The organism is Pseudovibrio sp. Tun.PSC04-5.I4, from assembly GCF_900104145.1.
GTDB lineage: Bacteria > Pseudomonadota > Alphaproteobacteria > Rhizobiales > Stappiaceae > Pseudovibrio.
This window is the reverse complement of record NZ_FNLB01000006.1, coordinates 1,938,017-1,955,263: the sequence shown is the minus strand read 5'-3', so window position 1 is coordinate 1,955,263 and position 17,247 is coordinate 1,938,017. Positions and strand designations below refer to the sequence as shown.

The 17,247-nt window shown below is 50.5% G+C and carries 14 protein-coding genes; 9 read left to right on the top strand and 5 right to left on the bottom strand.

Annotated elements, in window-relative coordinates:
• The first annotated feature begins 12 nt into the window (after positions 1-12).
• Positions 13-897, top strand: a complete 885-nt coding sequence (locus BLS62_RS14105; protein ID WP_093181874.1) for an FkbM family methyltransferase — start codon at positions 13-15, stop codon at positions 895-897.
• A gap of 7 nt (positions 898-904) precedes the next feature.
• Here BLS62_RS14105 and BLS62_RS14100 read toward each other — a convergent pair whose 3' ends face one another.
• Positions 905-1,498 carry a DUF6653 family protein gene (locus tag BLS62_RS14100; protein WP_208990858.1) on the bottom strand — a complete coding sequence of 198 codons (594 nt, stop codon included), beginning with the start codon at positions 1,496-1,498 and terminating at the stop codon, positions 905-907.
• Between the two features lie 63 nt (positions 1,499-1,561).
• Positions 1,562-3,370 (bottom strand): PHA/PHB synthase family protein, encoded by a 1,809-nt coding sequence (gene phaC, locus BLS62_RS14095; protein WP_093181868.1) that lies wholly within the window; start codon positions 3,368-3,370, stop codon positions 1,562-1,564.
• A 552-nt stretch (positions 3,371-3,922) separates the two neighbouring features.
• Here phaC and BLS62_RS14090 point away from each other — a divergent pair.
• The 5 genes from BLS62_RS14090 to recJ all read left to right on the top strand — a co-directional run bounded on the left by BLS62_RS14090 (position 3,923) and on the right by recJ (position 10,221).
• Entirely contained in the window at positions 3,923-4,252 is a 330-nt protein-coding gene (locus tag BLS62_RS14090) for a hypothetical protein (protein WP_208990857.1), read from the top strand.
• 322 nt (positions 4,253-4,574) lie between these two features.
• On the top strand, positions 4,575-5,786 hold the full coding sequence (locus tag BLS62_RS14085) for an LL-diaminopimelate aminotransferase (protein ID WP_093181865.1): 1,212 nt from the start codon (positions 4,575-4,577) through the stop codon (positions 5,784-5,786).
• Between the two features lie 29 nt (positions 5,787-5,815).
• Positions 5,816-7,141, top strand: a complete 1,326-nt coding sequence (locus tag BLS62_RS14080) for a homoserine dehydrogenase (RefSeq protein ID WP_093181862.1) — start codon at positions 5,816-5,818, stop codon at positions 7,139-7,141.
• Between the two features lie 47 nt (positions 7,142-7,188).
• Positions 7,189-8,184 (top strand): class II fructose-bisphosphatase, encoded by a 996-nt coding sequence (gene glpX / locus BLS62_RS14075; RefSeq protein ID WP_093181859.1) that lies wholly within the window; start codon positions 7,189-7,191, stop codon positions 8,182-8,184.
• 192 nt (positions 8,185-8,376) lie between these two features.
• Positions 8,377-10,221: a single-stranded-DNA-specific exonuclease RecJ gene (recJ, locus tag BLS62_RS14070; RefSeq protein ID WP_093181856.1), complete on the top strand. Its 1,845-nt coding sequence runs from the start codon at positions 8,377-8,379 to the stop codon at positions 10,219-10,221.
• On the opposite strand, the gene BLS62_RS14065 is transcribed toward recJ, so the two are convergent.
• A complete protein-coding gene (locus BLS62_RS14065) occupies positions 10,187-10,669 on the bottom strand; it encodes a GNAT family N-acetyltransferase (RefSeq protein WP_093181853.1) in 483 nt (160 codons plus the stop codon). The two genes, recJ and BLS62_RS14065, sit on opposite strands and share 35 nt — an antisense overlap.
• 164 nt (positions 10,670-10,833) lie before the next feature.
• Here BLS62_RS14065 and BLS62_RS14060 point away from each other — a divergent pair, with 164 nt between their 5' ends.
• Positions 10,834-11,271, top strand: a complete 438-nt coding sequence (locus BLS62_RS14060; RefSeq protein ID WP_208990856.1) for a DUF423 domain-containing protein — start codon at positions 10,834-10,836, stop codon at positions 11,269-11,271.
• Positions 11,272-11,346: 75 nt separating this feature from the next.
• Here the strand turns inward: BLS62_RS14060 and BLS62_RS14055 are convergent, their stop codons facing one another.
• Both BLS62_RS14055 and BLS62_RS14050 read right to left on the bottom strand, forming a co-directional pair.
• Positions 11,347-13,395, bottom strand: a complete 2,049-nt coding sequence (locus tag BLS62_RS14055; protein WP_093181849.1) for a M3 family metallopeptidase — start codon at positions 13,393-13,395, stop codon at positions 11,347-11,349.
• A 119-nt stretch (positions 13,396-13,514) separates the two neighbouring features.
• Complete coding sequence (locus tag BLS62_RS14050; protein ID WP_208990855.1) at positions 13,515-14,069, bottom strand: CAP domain-containing protein; 555 nt, start codon at positions 14,067-14,069, stop codon at positions 13,515-13,517.
• 361 nt (positions 14,070-14,430) lie between these two features.
• Between BLS62_RS14050 and BLS62_RS14045 the strand changes: the two genes are divergently transcribed.
• Together BLS62_RS14045 and BLS62_RS14040 are read left to right on the top strand one after the other, a co-directional pair.
• On the top strand, positions 14,431-16,149 hold the full coding sequence (locus tag BLS62_RS14045) for an ArnT family glycosyltransferase (RefSeq protein WP_093181844.1): 1,719 nt from the start codon (positions 14,431-14,433) through the stop codon (positions 16,147-16,149).
• On the top strand, positions 16,146-17,204 hold the full coding sequence (locus tag BLS62_RS14040) for a phosphatase PAP2 family protein (protein WP_208990854.1): 1,059 nt from the start codon (positions 16,146-16,148) through the stop codon (positions 17,202-17,204). Before BLS62_RS14045 ends, BLS62_RS14040 begins: the two co-directional genes overlap by 4 nt.
• The last annotated feature ends 43 nt before the right edge of the window (positions 17,205-17,247 follow it).

Here is a 17,247-nt window from a genome sequence, read left to right as displayed (position 1 = left end):
TTGATAAGAGCAATGCGTCAGGTTTTGTCCGCTTTCATAATGGGTATATTGCCATGGAAGCGGAGTGGGGGGCTTGCTCGTGCAGCTCTGGCCTTAGATCCTTATAATCTGAATGCGCTCCGAGTATTGTATTTGAAAACCAATAAAGCGCATTCGGTAATGGGTCGCTTAGAAAAATGCCTGCAGTTGGGTCTTCACAACCCTGCCTTATCTCAACTTGTTGAGCGGTACTTTTTTCATTGCCGTGCGCAACAGTTCCAGGAGCTGCACTTCCTGAATGCATTCCCAAAATATGAGTTAGAACCCGGCTTTTTTGTTGAAATTGGCGTTGGTGATGGGGTGCATTTGTCCAACACTTATCTATTCGAAAAGGCTCTTGGTTGGTCTGGATTGTTGGTTGAGGCTAACCCTGAATGCTGGGCAACCATTCGCGAAAGGCGGAGTGCGCCTTTAGATACCCGGGCAGCATGGAAAGAGGGTGGAAGGCTGTTGAAGTTTATCTGCACTGCAACGCCTGAATTCTCGGGCCTTTCAGAAAGTGTGAGGATTAATGCGCCGCATTCTGAGTTAGGTGAAATTGATGTTCAAACAGCGCGAACAGAAGATATTTTTACCGACAATAATGTGCCTGATCACATCGCGTTTATGTCAGTTGATACGGAGGGGAGCGAGTTGGAAATTCTGCGCGGAATTGATTTCTCGCGGCGTTCATTTGATTTTCTGTGCGTTGAACACAATAAGGAAGGCGCAAAAAAGGAACGTTTAATCAGCTTTTTTGCTCAATATGGCTATGCTCCGATAATGACAGAGACGTCTGGAAATGACTTTTGGTTTGTTCAGCACGGTATGCCGGTGTCAACTGTTGTCGATACTGGTTCAGAGGTCGTTTCCCTCTAAATGTTAATCAGCCCGTTTGTGCTTTCAATCTATTGTCATTACTTGGCACGGTTCTCCAGCTTTTATAAAGCGGGTGTGCGTTCTTCATATGCTCGTAGACCTTCACCATAACGAACATGGAGATTAGCTTCGCCATGTAGGTGAGCATTATGCCGGTCATCAGGATTGGGAGATCGTTGGAGACTGCGCCCCAGATGGATACCCCAACAAATGCAAGGCCGACGAGCAGAAGCGCAAGTGCTTTGTGGTGGAGTTGATGGGGTATCGGCACGAATATGCGGTTAAGCCACATGCGTTCTCCAAGCGCTGCTTTGCGCGGCCAAGATGAAGCATCGGATGGTTTCGACTTGAAACCTGGAATGGCCCATATCCAGAAGATCGCAGCGACCGACAGCCCTATCGCCCAGAACCAGCCTAGTGAGATCTGAAACCAGAGCGGAGCCAAAAGCGCTGGCAAGGCAAGTGCACGAATGAGGGTGTTCTTCGGTTTGCTGATGCGCATGAGGGCTGCGCTTTGTGTATTCAGGTGACGAAGATGTCTAGGATCCAATCCGCCGACTTTGCGCGGTTGCTTTTGAGAAAGCTTAAGATCTCCTGACACGTTTGCCTCCATTTATTCCATAGGAGAATGCAGAGGCCTCTTAAGACTCACTCTGGCATCTCTTTATATGCGCACCTTAACATAGCTGCCGGGAGCGTCTTCTAGAATTTTCGTTCTTCGGGCGCCAGGTTTTCGCGCTTTTACCTGACTATCATCTTGAGATGTAATCCATTTATGCCAATGTGGCCACCATGAACCGGGTGTTTCTGCAGCATCTTGTATCCAATTCTGCAAATCGCCCTCTGGTTTTCCACCAGCCCAGAATTGGTACTTCTTTTTAGAAGGTGGGTTAACGACGCCTGCGATGTGTCCTGAACCACTTAAGACGTATTCAACTGGCCCGCCAAAACATCCACAGCCTTTGAAGACGGACTTTGCCGGAGCAATGTGGTCTTCTTTTGTCGCCAGATTGTAGATCGGTATTTTAACGTCGCTCAAATCAAGCGTATGACCTGCCAGCTCCATTTCTCCATTTGCCAATGCATTCTTCTGGTAGCAGTTGCGCAAGTAGTAGGAATGGTTTGCTGCGGGCATGCGGGTGCTGTCTGCGTTCCAATAAAGCAGGTCAAACGGGAAGGGGTCTTTACCCCGCAAGTAGTTGTTGACCACGTACGGCCAGATCAGATCGTTGGAGCGTAGCATGTTAAAGGCAGTTGCCATTTTTGAGCCGTCCATATAGCCCTTTTCGCCCATGCGGTGTTCAAGTATCTCAATCTGCTCCTCATCCACGAAGACCTTCAGGTCACCTGCATAGGTGAAGTCCACTTGTGTGGTGAGGAACGTGGTGGAAGCGATACGATCCTGTTCGCCGATTTTGGCAAGGTAAGCCAGAGTAGCGGCCAGCAGGGTCCCGCCAACGCAATACCCGATTGCATTTACGGTGGGTTGCTGTGTGGTCTTGCGAATGCGGTCTAGAGAATTGAGGATGCCGTCCCTCATATAATGCTCAAAGCTTTTTTGAGCTTGTGCTTCATCGGGGTTGACCCATGAGATGACAAAGACGGTATGACCTTGATCCACGGCCCACTTGATAAATGATTTTTCCTTATTTAAATCAAGGATATAGTATTTATTAATCCAAGGCGGAACGATCAAAAGCGGACGTTTTAAGACCGTTTCTGTTGTGGGGGTATATTGGATCAGCTGGCAGACGTCATTCTGATCTACAATTTTCCCGGGCGTGATCGCAACATTGACACCAACCTCAAACTGGTCCGGGTCGGTCTGGCGGATGCGAAGCTCCCCATGCCCTGCTTTGATATCTTCTGCAAGGAACTTCATTCCTTTCACGAGGTTGCCCGCGTTAGATGACATGGTTTCACGCAACAGCTCCGGGTTGGTCAGGATGAAATTTGTCGGAGACATGGCGTTGGAGATCTGCTTCACATAAAAGCCAGCCTTATGGCGGGTGTGATCGTCCAGATCTTCCGCTCCATCTACCAAGTCTTCTGCCCAAGTGCTGGTCTGCAGGTACATCTGTTTGATAAAGTCGAAAAAGTTATTCTCTTCCCACTCGCTGTCTTTAAAGCGCTTGTCTGAATTGGACGGTGCAATAATGGGCTCACCGTTTTCGCCGCCCATCCGTTTTAAGGTAGAGTTCCAGATCCCCATATATCCAGTCCAGAGTCTCGTTTGAGCTTCCATGGCGCGGGAGGGGTCTTTCATCCAGTAATTGCCTACTTCGGCGAGGGTTTTGACAACGGCATTAAGTTCTTCTGTGCCTCCAGATGAGGCTTCGCCCTTTTCGCGAGGTTCAAGATAAGCCGCCAAGGCTTTGCCACTGTTTTCGGCAATCTCAGAGAGGTTACTGGCAAACTCCTCAGGATTGTTGAGGATGTACTGCAACATAGGATTGGTGTTTTCACCGGTCATTTGCTTGCTTATTCCCCGTATCTGGCCTCGTCTGTGTTGCTGGGCCGTAACTCGTCTAGCTCACTCAATATTGTAGGAGCGCCGGTTGCTTCCCAAGTCGTTCCGCAGGCACTCACCTGTTTTCGTTAGCATAGTAGCTCACAAAAACGGCATAATGAGTATATCCCTAAGAATTTTGACAGGCACGTGAAAAAGAACGCGATTTACCTTAGTCCTTAGGCGGATTCTTATTAGGTATTTAGCAAGTAAGGAGATCTTTCAGAACTATGAGAATTCCTAGGCTATTCTTAAGTTCAATTTGAGGCATTAACTGTTGAGGAAAACTTGGAATACTCTGATATCTTGAGCTGTTTCTTCTTAATATTTGTCGGTTATGCTTGGTAATCTGCAATGCGTTAATATGTTGAGTTGCGTTTGCCCTAGCGGAAATTAGTAAGTGTTGTAAACAGGGTGATATATATAGACTAAGGCCTGCACAACTGCTAAGTGCATTTTTATTAAATTTATGCGCTCTACTTTTATGTAGATATCGGATCATACGTGAGGTTCTAAATGTTACTTACTTTTCAACGAGTTTGCGGGGCGGTGGTGCTGGCAAGTTTTGTTGGAGGGTGTGCAATAGGCGAATCCTTGACCGTTTATGAAGCGATTGAGAAGGGAAACGGGACCAGGCAGACTGGTGTCGCGGAACTTCCACCTGAAGCACAGAGTGATTTGCTTTCTCCTGCACAACGCGCGGCCTCTGAGGCCAATCTGCTGGCTATTTCCTCGGAAAGTAGGCGCAGAGCAAGCATCGGCGCGAACTTTGAAAGCAGCGCAGAGCAGCTGAAGTCGATTGCCGGTGAGCCAACTCAGCAACCTCAAGACGCGCAGGCGCAATAATCTTCCAGTTCTTTCTCAAGGTAAACTCGTGCACCTTTAGTTGTGCATTTTATGAGGAATGCCGTCTAAATTCTCAAGTAGGTATGTACGCTCTTTGCGGAAACCGCAGAATTCTCAGGTTTTTCCGCGATTTTTAGAGTTTCTCAGGGTCTTTGGATACTTTAAAAAAAAGTATGTTATGTGCTTCAGAGATGATGCGAAATCCGTTTGCACCTGCTAAAAGGCCGGAGAAACTGAAGCTGCAATGACTCGCAGTTTAAGTTCCAATATAAATCAAAATATAGCTTTATACGCAAAACACTAAGAAAGTGAGGCTCGCGTCATGGACGACTTTCACAAGACACGCCGGCTCCCGCCCTATGTCTTTGAACAGGTCAATCGTCTGAAAGCCAAAGCGCGAGCGGCAGGCGCCGACATTATCGACATGGGCATGGGCAACCCGGATTTGCCCACTCCACAACACATCGTCGATAAATTGGTGGAGACTGTTCAGGACCCGCGCACGCACCGTTATTCTGCCTCTAAAGGCATTCCCGGATTGCGTAAGGCACAGGCTGGTTATTACGAGCGTCGCTTTGGTGTGAAGTTGAACCCTGATACGCAGATCGTTGCGACACTGGGTTCCAAGGAGGGCTTTGCCAACATGGCGCAGGCGATTACTGCGCCGGGTGATGTTGTGCTTGTGCCTAATCCATCCTATCCAATTCACGCATTTGGCTTTCTGATGGCAGGGGGCTCGCTGCGCTCTATTCCGGCAACTCCGGGCCCAGAGCTGTTTGAGGCTTTGGAGCGTGCCGTTGTTCACTCTATCCCTAAGCCAATTGCGATTATCCTCTGCTTCCCGGCGAACCCGACAGCAAGCGTGGCTGATCTGGATTTTTACCGCGATGTGGTGGCGTTTGCGCGCAAGCATGGGATCTACGTGCTGTCCGATCTGGCTTACGCTGAAATCTACTTTGGAGATGTGCCTCCACCTAGCATTTTGCAGGTTGAAGGCTCTATGGACATTGCTGTTGAGTTTACGTCTCTTTCCAAGACGTTCTCTATGCCGGGTTGGCGTATGGGGTTTGCTGTTGGGAATGAGCGTTTGATTTCAGCTTTGGCTCGCGTAAAATCCTATCTGGATTACGGTGCGTTTACGCCCATTCAGGTGGCTGCGGCTACGGCACTGAACGGTTCTGATGAGTGTATTCGCGAAACACGTGAAATTTACAAGAAGCGCCGTGATGTCTTGATAGACTCTTTTGGTCGCGCAGGTTGGGATATTCCGGCACCGGAAGCTTCCATGTTTGCGTGGGCGCCGATCCCAGATCAGTTCAAGCATCTTGGTTCTCTTGAGTTTTCCAAGCTGCTTATTGAGAAGGCAGATGTGGCGGTGGCTCCGGGAATCGGCTTTGGTGAACATGGCGAAGGCTTTGTGCGCATAGGGCTGGTTGAAAACGAGCAGCGCATTCGTCAGGCCGCACGTGGAATTCGGAAGCTTTTTGACGAAGCAGGCAACAATTCGGAAGAATTGAGTGAATCTGGCGCCTAGCGTCGAACCCCTACAAACATTGGGTATTTATGACTGATATTTTGAAAGTTGGCGTTGCTGGTCTTGGAACCGTCGGGGCTTCGTTGGTTCGTATCCTCGAGGCTAAGGCGAATGTTCTTAGCAACCGATGTGGCCGACCTATCAAAGTAGTGGCTGTGAGTGCTCGCAGTCGTTCTAAAGATCGCGGCGTTAATCTTGACGGCATGACCTGGTTTGAAGATCCCATCGAACTTGCTAAGTTTGATGGGATTGACGTATTTATCGAGCTGATTGGCGGCGAAGATGGTCCGGCTGAGGTTAGTGTTCGCACTGCTTTGGAAACCGGTAAGCACGTTGTGACGGCCAATAAAGCGCTCCTTGCCAAGCATGCGGTAGAGTTCTCTCGCCTTGCTGAAGCCAAGGGCGTTTGCCTCAACTACGAGGCTGCCGCTGCTGGCGGTATCCCAATCATCAAGACCATGCGTGAGAGCTTAGCGGGCAATGATGTGTCCCGCGTTTATGGCATCATGAACGGGACGTGTAACTACATTCTCACACGTATGGAACGCGAGGGGCTTTCCTTCGCTGAGTGTCTGGCTGATGCACAGCGTCTTGGTTATGCTGAAGCTGATCCTACCTTTGACATTGAGGGCTTTGACACCGCTCACAAGCTGGCATTGCTGACAAGCCTTGCCTTTGGTTGTGAAGTGAATGCTGATGCCATCTATGTGGAAGGCATCACATCAATTTCTAATGCTGATATCAAAGCGGCGGATGAGCTTGGTTACCGGATCAAACTTCTCGGTGTTGCTTTGAAAACCGATACGGGCATTGAGCAGCGTGTTCACCCAACTATGGTGCCAAAATCCTCTGCTATTGCTCGCATTGATGGTGTCCTTAACGCCATTGCTGTTGATGGCGATGCTGTTGGTGAAGTTGTGCTGGTTGGTCCTGGTGCTGGCGGGGATGCAACAGCGTCCTCCGTTATCTCTGACTTGGTTGATATTGCGCGCAATATCATTTTGCCAGTGTTTGGCCAGTCTGCAACAACGCTTGCCCCTTATGTTCCAGCGCGTATGCGTGCGCATGAAGGTGGCTACTACATTCGTCTGGCTGTGTTGGATGTAGCCGGTACTTTTGCCACAATTGCGCGTTGTATGGCGGACAAAGGGATCTCCCTTGAGTCTATTGTTCAACGTGGACCGCATTCCAGAAATGATAAGGATGGTGTAAGCGATCCTGCAGCACCGCGTAGTGTCATCCTTATCACGCACGAAACCACTGAGCTGGCTGTGCGCGAAGCTCTGGATGCAATTGCTGCTGAAAATGTAACTTCTGGTAAGCCACAGATGCTACGTATAGAAAACCTGAAATAACTGAGCTCACGTTTATGCGTGAATGACAGGACACCCGAGAGGTTTAAATGGCGGATAGTCATCAGGACGCAACTGACGTTCTTGACCGTATTCTGACACTGGAACTTGCACGTGTTACGGAACGTGCTGCTGTATCTGCAGCACGCCTTCGTGGGCGGGGCGATGAAAAGGCTGCCGATCAGGCAGCTGTGGACGCAATGCGCCGCGAACTGAACCAGCTTCCGATCGACGGCACTGTCGTGATCGGCGAAGGGGAGCGCGACGAAGCGCCGATGCTTTATATTGGCGAACAAGTCGGCACCAAGGATGGTCCTAAGGTTGATATCGCGCTTGATCCGCTGGAAGGCACTACGATCTGCGCGAAGAACATGCCTAATTCCATTGCTGTTATTGCGTTGGCACCGGCTGGTGGCCTGCTGAACGCACCAGACAGCTATATGGATAAGATCGCGATTGGTCCAGGTTACCCAGAAGGCACGATCGATCTTGATCGTCCTATTCAGGAAAACCTAGCCGCTGTTGCAAAGGCCAAGGGCTGTGAAATCAAAGACGTGACAGTGTGTGTGCTGGATCGTCCTCGTCATGCAAAATTGATTGACGAAATTCGCGGCACTGGTGCTTCCATCTTCCTGATTGGCGATGGCGACGTTGCTGGCATTATCTACACCACGGACCCGGAAGAAACCGGTATCGACCTTTACGTTGGTATTGGCGGGGCACCTGAAGGTGTGCTGGCTGCCGCGGCATTGCGTTGTATCGGTGGTCAGATGCAGGGCCGTTTGGTCATCACCCGCGATGAGCAAGTGGAACGTGCTGGACGAATGGGCATTGACGACATTCACCGCAAGTACACTCTGGAAGAAATGGCTGGGGGAGACGTTATCTTCGCGGCAACTGGTGTAACCACTGGCAACTTCCTGAAGGGCGTTAAGTTTGGCCGCAACCACATCACCACCCATACGGTAGTGATGCGCTCGACCACTGGCACTGTACGCTTCATCGAAGCGCAGCATAATCAGCTGGAAAAGTTCCATCTGGATTGATTTGCAGCTGTTTGCACGATAGATCATGAAATTGGGCGGGTGTGATAAACACTCGCCCCTTTTGCATTTGAGGCCACTTACACACCGAGACGTGGGAAAGCGGCTTTAATTCTTGTTTTTTACGCGTATTCTAGTTTGAGGCCGGACCTCTTTTTCGGCGGTACGCGTTATGAATCCGGGCAGTTCTTTTCTATGGTTATGACAATGGATGCAAGCAGCGCTGATCGGCGTGTCGTACTTGGTGTCAACAAGTCTTTGAGTTCACGGGTCTGGCGCGAGCGGCTTGATGATCAGGGGTTGGCGCGGGCGCTTGCCATTGCCCAAAGAACGGACCTGCCTGAGGTTGTTGGCCGTGTGCTGGCCGGGCGGGATGTTTCACTGGCTGAAGCGCCGGGGTTCCTAACACCCTCTATGAAAGAGCTGATGCCGGATCCATCCAAACTGGTGGATATGGATAAGGCCTGTGCGCGGGTGGCTGATGCCATTCAAGCGGGCGTGAAGATCGCTGTGTTTGGTGATTATGATGTTGATGGAGCGACCTCTTCGGCCATCATGAAGCGCTATCTGGTGCAACTTGGCAACGAGCCGGAAGTGTATATTCCAGACCGCATTTTTGATGGGTATGGCCCGAACCCGACTGCGATCAACCAGCTGTACGCCAATGGAGCGCGGCTTTTGATAACGGTTGATTGTGGTTCCACCTCCTTTGAAGCCTTTGCGGAAGCAAAGCGTCTTGGGCTTGAAGTGATTGTTTTAGACCACCATCAGGTGGATGTTGATTTTCCCGAGGTTCATGCGCTGGTGAATGCCAATCGGCAGGATGACCTTTCCGGGCAGGGGCATCTGGCAGCCGTTGGCGTGTGCTTCCTGTTTCTCGTCGGGTTAAACCGCGAACTGAGACGGCGCGGTGTGTTTGCTCAGCGGGCAGAACCGCGCCTGATGGATCTGCTGGATCTGGTTGCACTTGGGACCGTGTGTGATGTGGTTCCGCTCAAAGGGTTGAACCGTGCCTATGTGGTGCAGGGGCTACAGGTTATGGCACGGCGCGAGAATGTGGGGCTTTCCTGCCTTGCGGATATCTCGCGGCTGAGCGGCAAACCTACGACCTTTCATCTGGGCTATATGCTTGGCCCGCGCATTAATGCGGGTGGGCGTATTGGTGATTCTGCCCTTGGAATGAAGTTGCTGACCTGTGATGACCGGGATGAAGGTGAGCGCATTGCAGCGACACTGGAGCGTCTCAATCAAGAACGTCAGGCTCTGGAATCTATCATGCTGGAAGAGGGTGAAGGGCAAGCCTTCCAAAAGATGGAAGGCAATGGCATGCCTCCTGCTGTGCTTTTGACCGGTGCGGATGGCTGGCACCCCGGTGTGGTTGGGTTGATCGCATCTAGATTGAAAGAGCGTTACCGCCGTCCAACCTTTGCCATGGCGTTTAATGAGGACGGTATGGGCACAGGCTCAGGCCGTTCTATCATTGGTGTTGATCTGGGGTCAGCTGTGCGTGCTGCTGTTGAAAAAGGCTTGCTTGTTAAAGGCGGTGGCCATGCGATGGCGGCCGGTCTCACTGTGCGCAAAGAGAAGATTGAAGAGTTTGAAGCGTTCTTGAATGAGCAATTGGCTGATGATGTAGAGAAGGCCTCTGCTGATCATGAGTTGACCATTGACGGGGTTCTGACACCTGCTGGCGCAAATTTGACTCTACTTGATACATTGGAGAGAGCTGGCCCGTTCGGCGCATCTCATGCTGAGCCTGTCTTTGCGTTGCCATCTGTGCCAATCAAGTTTGCCAAGGTGGTTGGTAAGGGGCATGTGAGTGTGACTCTTGGCGGCAATGACGGCACCAACCTCAAGGCGATTGCGTTTAAGGCGGAAGATCAACCGCATGGGCAGGCCTTGCTCAAAGCACGCGGTAAACCTTTTCACATCGCCGGAAGTCTCAGCGTGAACACATGGCAGGGACAAGCGAAACCATCCCTGCGTATAACGGATATTGCTGATCCTACGCGGAGTGCTCATGCACGCGGCGTTCTTTGATAAAGATGTCTACGCCATTCACATCGTCTTCAATGCACCGCCAACCAAGGGTCTCATAGAACCCGCGTAGGCTTGGTTTTGCGAATAGATAGAGTTGGTTAGCACCGCTGCTAAAAGTGTGGGTTTTCAGCTCTTTTGCTAAGCGCGAGCCGACACCTTTGCCTCGATGGTCTGGTGCCACCCAAAGAGAGGCAAGCCATGGCGTGTATTGAGGTCGTTTGCTCATGTCTGATTTAACCAACATGACCATGCCGAGGAATTGCTCTTCATCGTGAGCGATTAAGGTTGTTGGGAGCGTTTGTGTGCCAAGACTGCTGCGCAATTCCTCATAGACATCCTCAATTGGATGGCCTTCTTCCTCCCACCATTCCAACCACATGCCCTGCGCTGCTTGTTCCAGAAACTGAGGAACATTCTTTAAATCTGTTATGACTAGGTTGTCTTGCATGACGGTTCATACCCTTCTTGCTCGGATTAGATATATCTGAGGGGTGAGGGTTTGCCAGCAAAAAGAGGACTTGCGTTGTCGCAATCAGTTTTGCAATTTTGGCTGGACATCCTATATGCAGTTGCAACGCGTAAAAGGTTCGCGCACTCTGTGATGGAGAATTGATGGATAAGGAGCAGGCAATGCCGGAAAATGCTGGTGACGTGGCGGGATCTGATCAGACGCGCCTTAAATTGGGTCATGGACTAGGGCTTGGTTTGGCACTTGGCGGTGTTTGCGGTGTCATAGCTGTTTTATCTTCTGCTGCAGCCTCTCATGCGACCGACAATCAATACCTGATGATTATCTCTCAGATTACGATGATGCATGCGGCTGCTTTTGTGGGTCTTGGCGTTGCTCATGGCATTACCTCTTCCAGAGGTATCGCCTTTGCCATGCTGCTTTTGATTGCCGGAGTTGGCCTGTTTTGTGGTGATCTGGCTCAGCGCTTGTTTGTTGGCGAGAAGCTGTTTGATTTTGCCGCTCCAACCGGAGGTATGCTGATGGTGCTCGGGTGGCTTGTGGTGTTTTTATGTGGTCTGAAGCGGATGATGAAAGGTTAGCTTTCATCATTTAGAGCCAAAACGACAAAGGGCGAACCTGCTGGTCCGCCCTTTTTGTGTTTGGAACTGTGATGTTTAGCTCACCAATCCACGGCCTTTCAGCAATGGCTCAATGCTTGGCATCTTTCCGCGGAAATCCAGATAAGCTTTTGCTGGATCCTGAGATCCACCCGCAGAATAGATGGATTTTTCCAGTCGCTTTGCTGTGTCAGTATCAAACGCATCACCGGTTTCTTCAAAGGCTTGGAATGCATCTGCATCCATTACTTCTGACCAGAGGTAGCTGTAGTAGCCAGCTGAGTATCCATCTCCAGAGAACGCATGCATGAGGTGTGGTATGCGGTGGCGCATGATGATTTCTTTTGGCATGCCGATTTCGTCAAGAACCTTCGCTTCTATCTGTGCCGGATCCAGACCATCCAGTTTTTCTTCTTTATGGATCGCCATATCGACAATCGCGGTTGCCAGATATTCGACTGTTGCAAAACCTTGGTTGAAGTTGGCGGCTGCCAGCAGGCGGTCCAGCAATTCCTGAGGGATCGCTTCACCGGTTTTGTAGTGGCGTGCAAATGTCTTCAGGATTTCAGGTTGATCCAGCCAATGCTCAAAGAGCTGGGATGGGAGCTCAACAAAGTCACGCGCCACGCTGGTGCCTGAGATCAACGGATGGGTGACATTGGACATGAGACCATGCAGGCCGTGCCCGAATTCATGGAACAGGGTACGGGCATCGTCAAAAGTGAGAAGGGTTGGTTCGCCTTCCGGTGCCTTTGAGAAGTTCATGACGTTGACAATGATTGGGCGGATATCGCCTTTGAGTTTCTGCTGGGAGCGGAAAGCGCTCATCCATGCGCCAGAGCGTTTGGACGGGCGGGCAAAGTAATCGCCAAGGAAGATGCCGAGATGATCGCCATTTTTGTCGAAGACTTCAAACATGCGCAGGTCTGGGTGGTAGAGATCCTGATCCTTCAGCTCCTTAAAGGTGAGGCCGAACAGCTTGGTTGCTGTATAAAAGGCGGCCTCAATCATCTGGTCCAGTTGGAAGTACGGTTTGATTTCCGCCTCATCCAGATTATGCTTGGCGCTGCGCACTTTCTCAGAATAGTAGCGCCAGTCCCAAGGGGCGATCTCAATGTTGTCCCCCTCGGTCTGAGCCATCTCCTGCAGGTCAGCGGTCTCCTCCAACGCTCTTGCCTTTGCTGGTGCCCACACATTGCTTAGCAGGTCTTCCACTGCGCCAGTGGTTTTGGCCATTGCGTCATCCAGCTTGAAATCAGCAAAGCTCTGGAAGCCCAGAAGTTTTGCCTTTTCATTGCGAAGCTGAACAGTTTCGCGAACGATAGCAGCATTGTTGGTTTCGCCGGGATTTTCTCCGCGCTTTGCCCATGCAGTGAAGGCTTCTTCGCGTAGATCGCGGCGTTTGGAGAACTGGAGAAATGGTTCAATGGAGGAGCGAGAGAGTGTGATCGCGTATTTGCCGGGTTCACCACGTTCTTCAGCCGCAGCGCTTGCAGCTTTAATGAGGAAATCCGGAAGGCCCTCCAGATCACTTTCCTTTTCCAGCACAAGTTTATAGGAGGCTTCGTCCGCCAAAACGTTTTGTGCAAACTTGGTGCCCAACGTGGCGAGACGCTCGTTGATCTGCGCAACCCGCTCCTTGCCTTCTGCGCCTAGCCCGGCACCTGCGCGTTGGAACATGGTGTAGTAGCGCTCGAGTACGCGGGATTGCTCCGGGTTTAAACCCAAAGACGCTTCATTGCTCTTGAGGACCTCAATGCGCTTGAACAAGGCTGGGTTTAGCAGCTTTTTAGAAGAATACGCGGCCAGCTTTGGCGAAACGTCCCGCTCCACCTGCTGCATGGCTTCATTGGTGTTGGCGGAGGAAAGGTTGAAGAACACGGAAGCTACCTGCTCTAACGCGTCTTCAGCCGTTTCCAGCGCAACGATTGTGTTTTCAAATGTTGGCTCTGCCGGGTCTTGTGCAATGCGATCAAAATTCTGCTCGCCCGCTGTAAAGGCTTCTCCAAAGGCATCAGCAAAATCTTCTGCCTTAATTTTTGAGAAGGGTGGAAGTCCAAATGGGGTTTTCCAGTCTTCCAGAAGAACCTTAGCGGTCTCACTCATCTTAAATCTCCGGTGATCAAAATATACAGACCCTGTATATGGGTGCTCTTCACCGAAGCGTAAAGGAAGAGAGGGCAGAATACCCCCAATGATTTATCGCAGGTTAGATTGTGGTGGGCTTATTGGATCGGGAAGGGGAGCGAGACGGTTGAAAAACCCGTTGCGGTGACAGGTGTTTTTGGAGCCGCCAGCGTCATGACCCAGAAATTTCGGTAGGTGCCATCGGGACGATTGGTTCTGGCAATGCCCATATGGGTAACGTTTTTGTTCAACAGGTTTTTGTTGTGGTCGGCAGAGGTTTTCCAGCCTGTCATGGCGGCGGAAATACTCGCATATCCTGCACCAAGGTTTTCTGCTCCAGCAGAGGATTTATAACCGCTTGCCTGGGTACGTTTAATCAGGCTGGATGCGGAGTGCTTTCTGGTTTTCAAAGAATCCAGTTGTGCAACGTGGTCCGCCATGTCCTGCGAAACGTCATTGAGATGCGGGTCCAGCTTTACTGGTGGGAGAGAGTACTTCGTGCGCCATGCATTGGTTTGACGGAGCGCTTCCTGCTTGTTGATCTGGATATGCGAAAGCTGCACATCTTTTGTTGGTCCTGCACTGAAACTGGCACAGCCAGCTACGCTTGCAGCCAGCACTACAGCTGCGGATAGTCTAATTTCCCGACGCACTTTACTTTTCCCGAATTTGCCCACGTGTTGGAATTTAGTTTAAGTATGGAATTTGTTCGAAACTGTACGGCTGTGGTTTAATCCACCGATTTCCCCAGAGTTTAATTAAAGTTGTTGATTAGTGTTGCTCGGCGGGGCGACTTTTTCTTCTCAACCCTCAAATAGCCCCCAGGCTTTGTGAAGGGAGTTGTTGTGCCTCTGCTTTTGACTGGGAAATTTCGAGGACTGTGTTTTCGTTGGTGAGCTGCTTTAGTGGTGAAAGGGGCCGACTAGGAGCACAGCACCTTTCACGTAGAAACGTTTGCAACGCTTTGTTCTTGGTTTGTTTCATGTTCTGTTGAGTAGCGTATGAGGCCGCACCATGTCTCCAGCGGACAGTGATACAGATAATGGCCAGCTTCGGGTGTGGCTAAGGATATGCGGGCGTGACTGGCTTGCACCCGTTGTGTTGCTCGTTGTTTGTTTGAGCTTGTATTTGCCTGGGTTATTTGCGGTTCCACCGTTGGACCGGGATGAGCCGAGATTTGCACAGGCCTCCAAGCAGATGATGGAGAGCGGAAACTACGTCACCATCCATTATCAGGACCAAGCTCGTAATAAAAAGCCCATTGGTATTTACTGGATGCAAGTTGGAGCTGCAAAGCTGCTGGGGTATGGCGAGACTGCACCCATTTGGGTGTTCCGGCTGCCTTCTGTTTTTGGAGCTGTGATTGCAGTCCTATTAAGTTATTGGGCGGCAAGGGCCTTTTTTGCTGAGCCAGCGTCCTTTGTTGCTGCCTTGCTTGTCGCTTTGGCTTTGATTCTGAATGTGGAAGCGCGTCTGGCAAAAACTGATGCGGTTTTGTTGGCGTGTGTCGTGCTTTCCCAAGGTGCTTTGGCGCGCGTATGGATGGCGCAACAAAAACGAGCGGTATGGTCTACTGCACTCCTGTTTTGGGTGGGGTTGGGATTAGGCACTCTTATTAAGGGGCCGATTATTCTGCTGGTTTGCGGCTTGACCATTTTGTTCCTGTCTATTTGGGATAAGCGGATCAGCTGGCTTCGCGGATTGGCACCTGTGACGGGTTCTTTACTCTACATTCTGATCGTCGCACCATGGCTTGTAGTTGTGCATATTGAGAGTGATGGTGCCTTTTTCAGGGATGCTCTTGGAGGAGACCTCTGGGCGAAAGTTGGATCTGGGAGGCAAAGCCACGGGGCACCGCCGTTAACCCACTTTCTCGCCATGTTTCTCATTTTCTGGCCGATTCCATCTTTTTTTCTTGTTATTTTTAAGAGAATTAGGCAAAAGTTGAATCTAAATTGTTATAGATTCTTATTATGTTGGTTGATCCCGCCCTGGATCATTTTTGAATTGGTTTCAACAAAACTTCCGCACTACACGATGCCGATGATGCCTGCGCTTGCCTTATTGGTAGGTGGCTTATTGGTACAGGAAACACATAAGCCTGCCGGATTGTACGTGAGATACACGGCTATGTTTTTGCTGGTTCTTGTCCCGCTGGCCATTGCTGTAGGGGTGATTGTCGGGCCGGTTTTGCTGGATTTGTGGCCTTCTCCACCGGCGGCGGTGTTGTGCGGGCTTGCTGTCATCATGGCGGTTTCGGCTGCGCATAAGTTTGTTCGGAGCAAACCTCTTGAGGCGATGCCTTCTGTCTATGCATCGGCTGTGTTGATGTTTGTTGGGTTCTGGATGTTTGCAGTGCCCGCCTTAACGAAGGTTTGGATTTCTCCAAAGCTCGTTGAAGCCGTGAGCAGCATTGCAAAATGTGGGAGCACAGAGGTTGCTAGTGCAGGGTTTAACGAGCCAAGCTTTGTATTTTTGCAAGGCACACAAACACAATTGCTTAGCGCAGAAAAGGCAGCTCGCTTTTTAGCTGCTGGAGTGCAGGGGGCGGCCCTTTCTGAGGGAACCTGCAGAGTTGCGTTGGTGGAAGGACGACAATTGGACCGCTTTGATGCGGAAGTCCTTCAGTTGGGATTGAAGACTTCGGAAGCACCTAGCGTATCCGGTATTAATATAAATGGCGGTAAAACATTGCTGGTACATATATTTTATGTAGGTGGGGCGACGCAGTGAGCATTGATGATGGTGCTGTAGACACCCTTGAAAGACCAGGAGAGAAGCCATCTTCTCAAGATGATTGCAATGCAGCAACACCCGCAGATAGGGATGTAAAGGCACCTGAGCTTTATTTGGAGGCCTCTTCCTATGAGAAGGGCTCCAGTGAGAGACGATCTGTCTCGACTGTTTTAAAATCTTATATACGCGTTGGCGCTGTAAATTTTGGTGCGTTCTATAAGGCTGCCAGCACAATAATTGGCAATCGCAAAGCGCGGAGTTCTGTCGCTGTTCCTCTCGTGCCACAAATGTTGCAAGTTCAAAATGTTGCAGCGGTGCTGATTGCTTTGTGCGGCGTGGCTATGGTGTTTCTTGATCCGAGCAGCCCGATTTGGGCTCGCGGTCTACCCGGCAGCTATCACGACGTTTTTGAGACAATCACTGATTTTGGTAAATCTGACTGGATATTATTCCCAACAGGCATTTGGATTCTAGCCATGATTTTTGGTGGTTGGCACAACTTGTCGTTTCGTAGAAAGATGGCAGTCTCTTACTTTACGGTATATGGGAGTTATCTGTTCTTCGTTGTTGCCATGAGTGGACTTCTGGCCATTGTTTTGAAGTGGAACATAGGCAGAGCGCGTCCAGGGCTTTTTGATGAAGTTGGCCCTCTGAGGTTTGATTTTTTCGCCTGGCAGGCCAAGTTTTCAAGTTTTCCTAGCGGGCATTCTACAACCGCGGGCGCCTTGATAGTGGCTCTTGCTCTGATGTTTCCCAAATTGCGCTGGTTGATTGTCGTCATTGGTCTATGGATTGGCGCCAGCCGTGTCCTAGTTGGGGCTCATTATTCAAGCGATGTCATTGCTGGCCTTATTGTGGGCAGTGTCTTTGCCTATATGTGTGCTCGTTGGATGGCTCGTCGGCGCCTTGGGTTCCGCTTTTGTAAGCTTGGGCGGATCCACCCTAACATGAACAGTTTCTCTGCAAACCGGTGCATTCGCTCTCTTTTGGGGGCGAAAAATATTCGCCCTGTGCAAGGGCGAAGCCGATCTGTTTCTGCCCGGATGGACTGAGTTAGCGTTTCCTAACTTGGCCCGGAAGGAAAGGAGCCAAGTT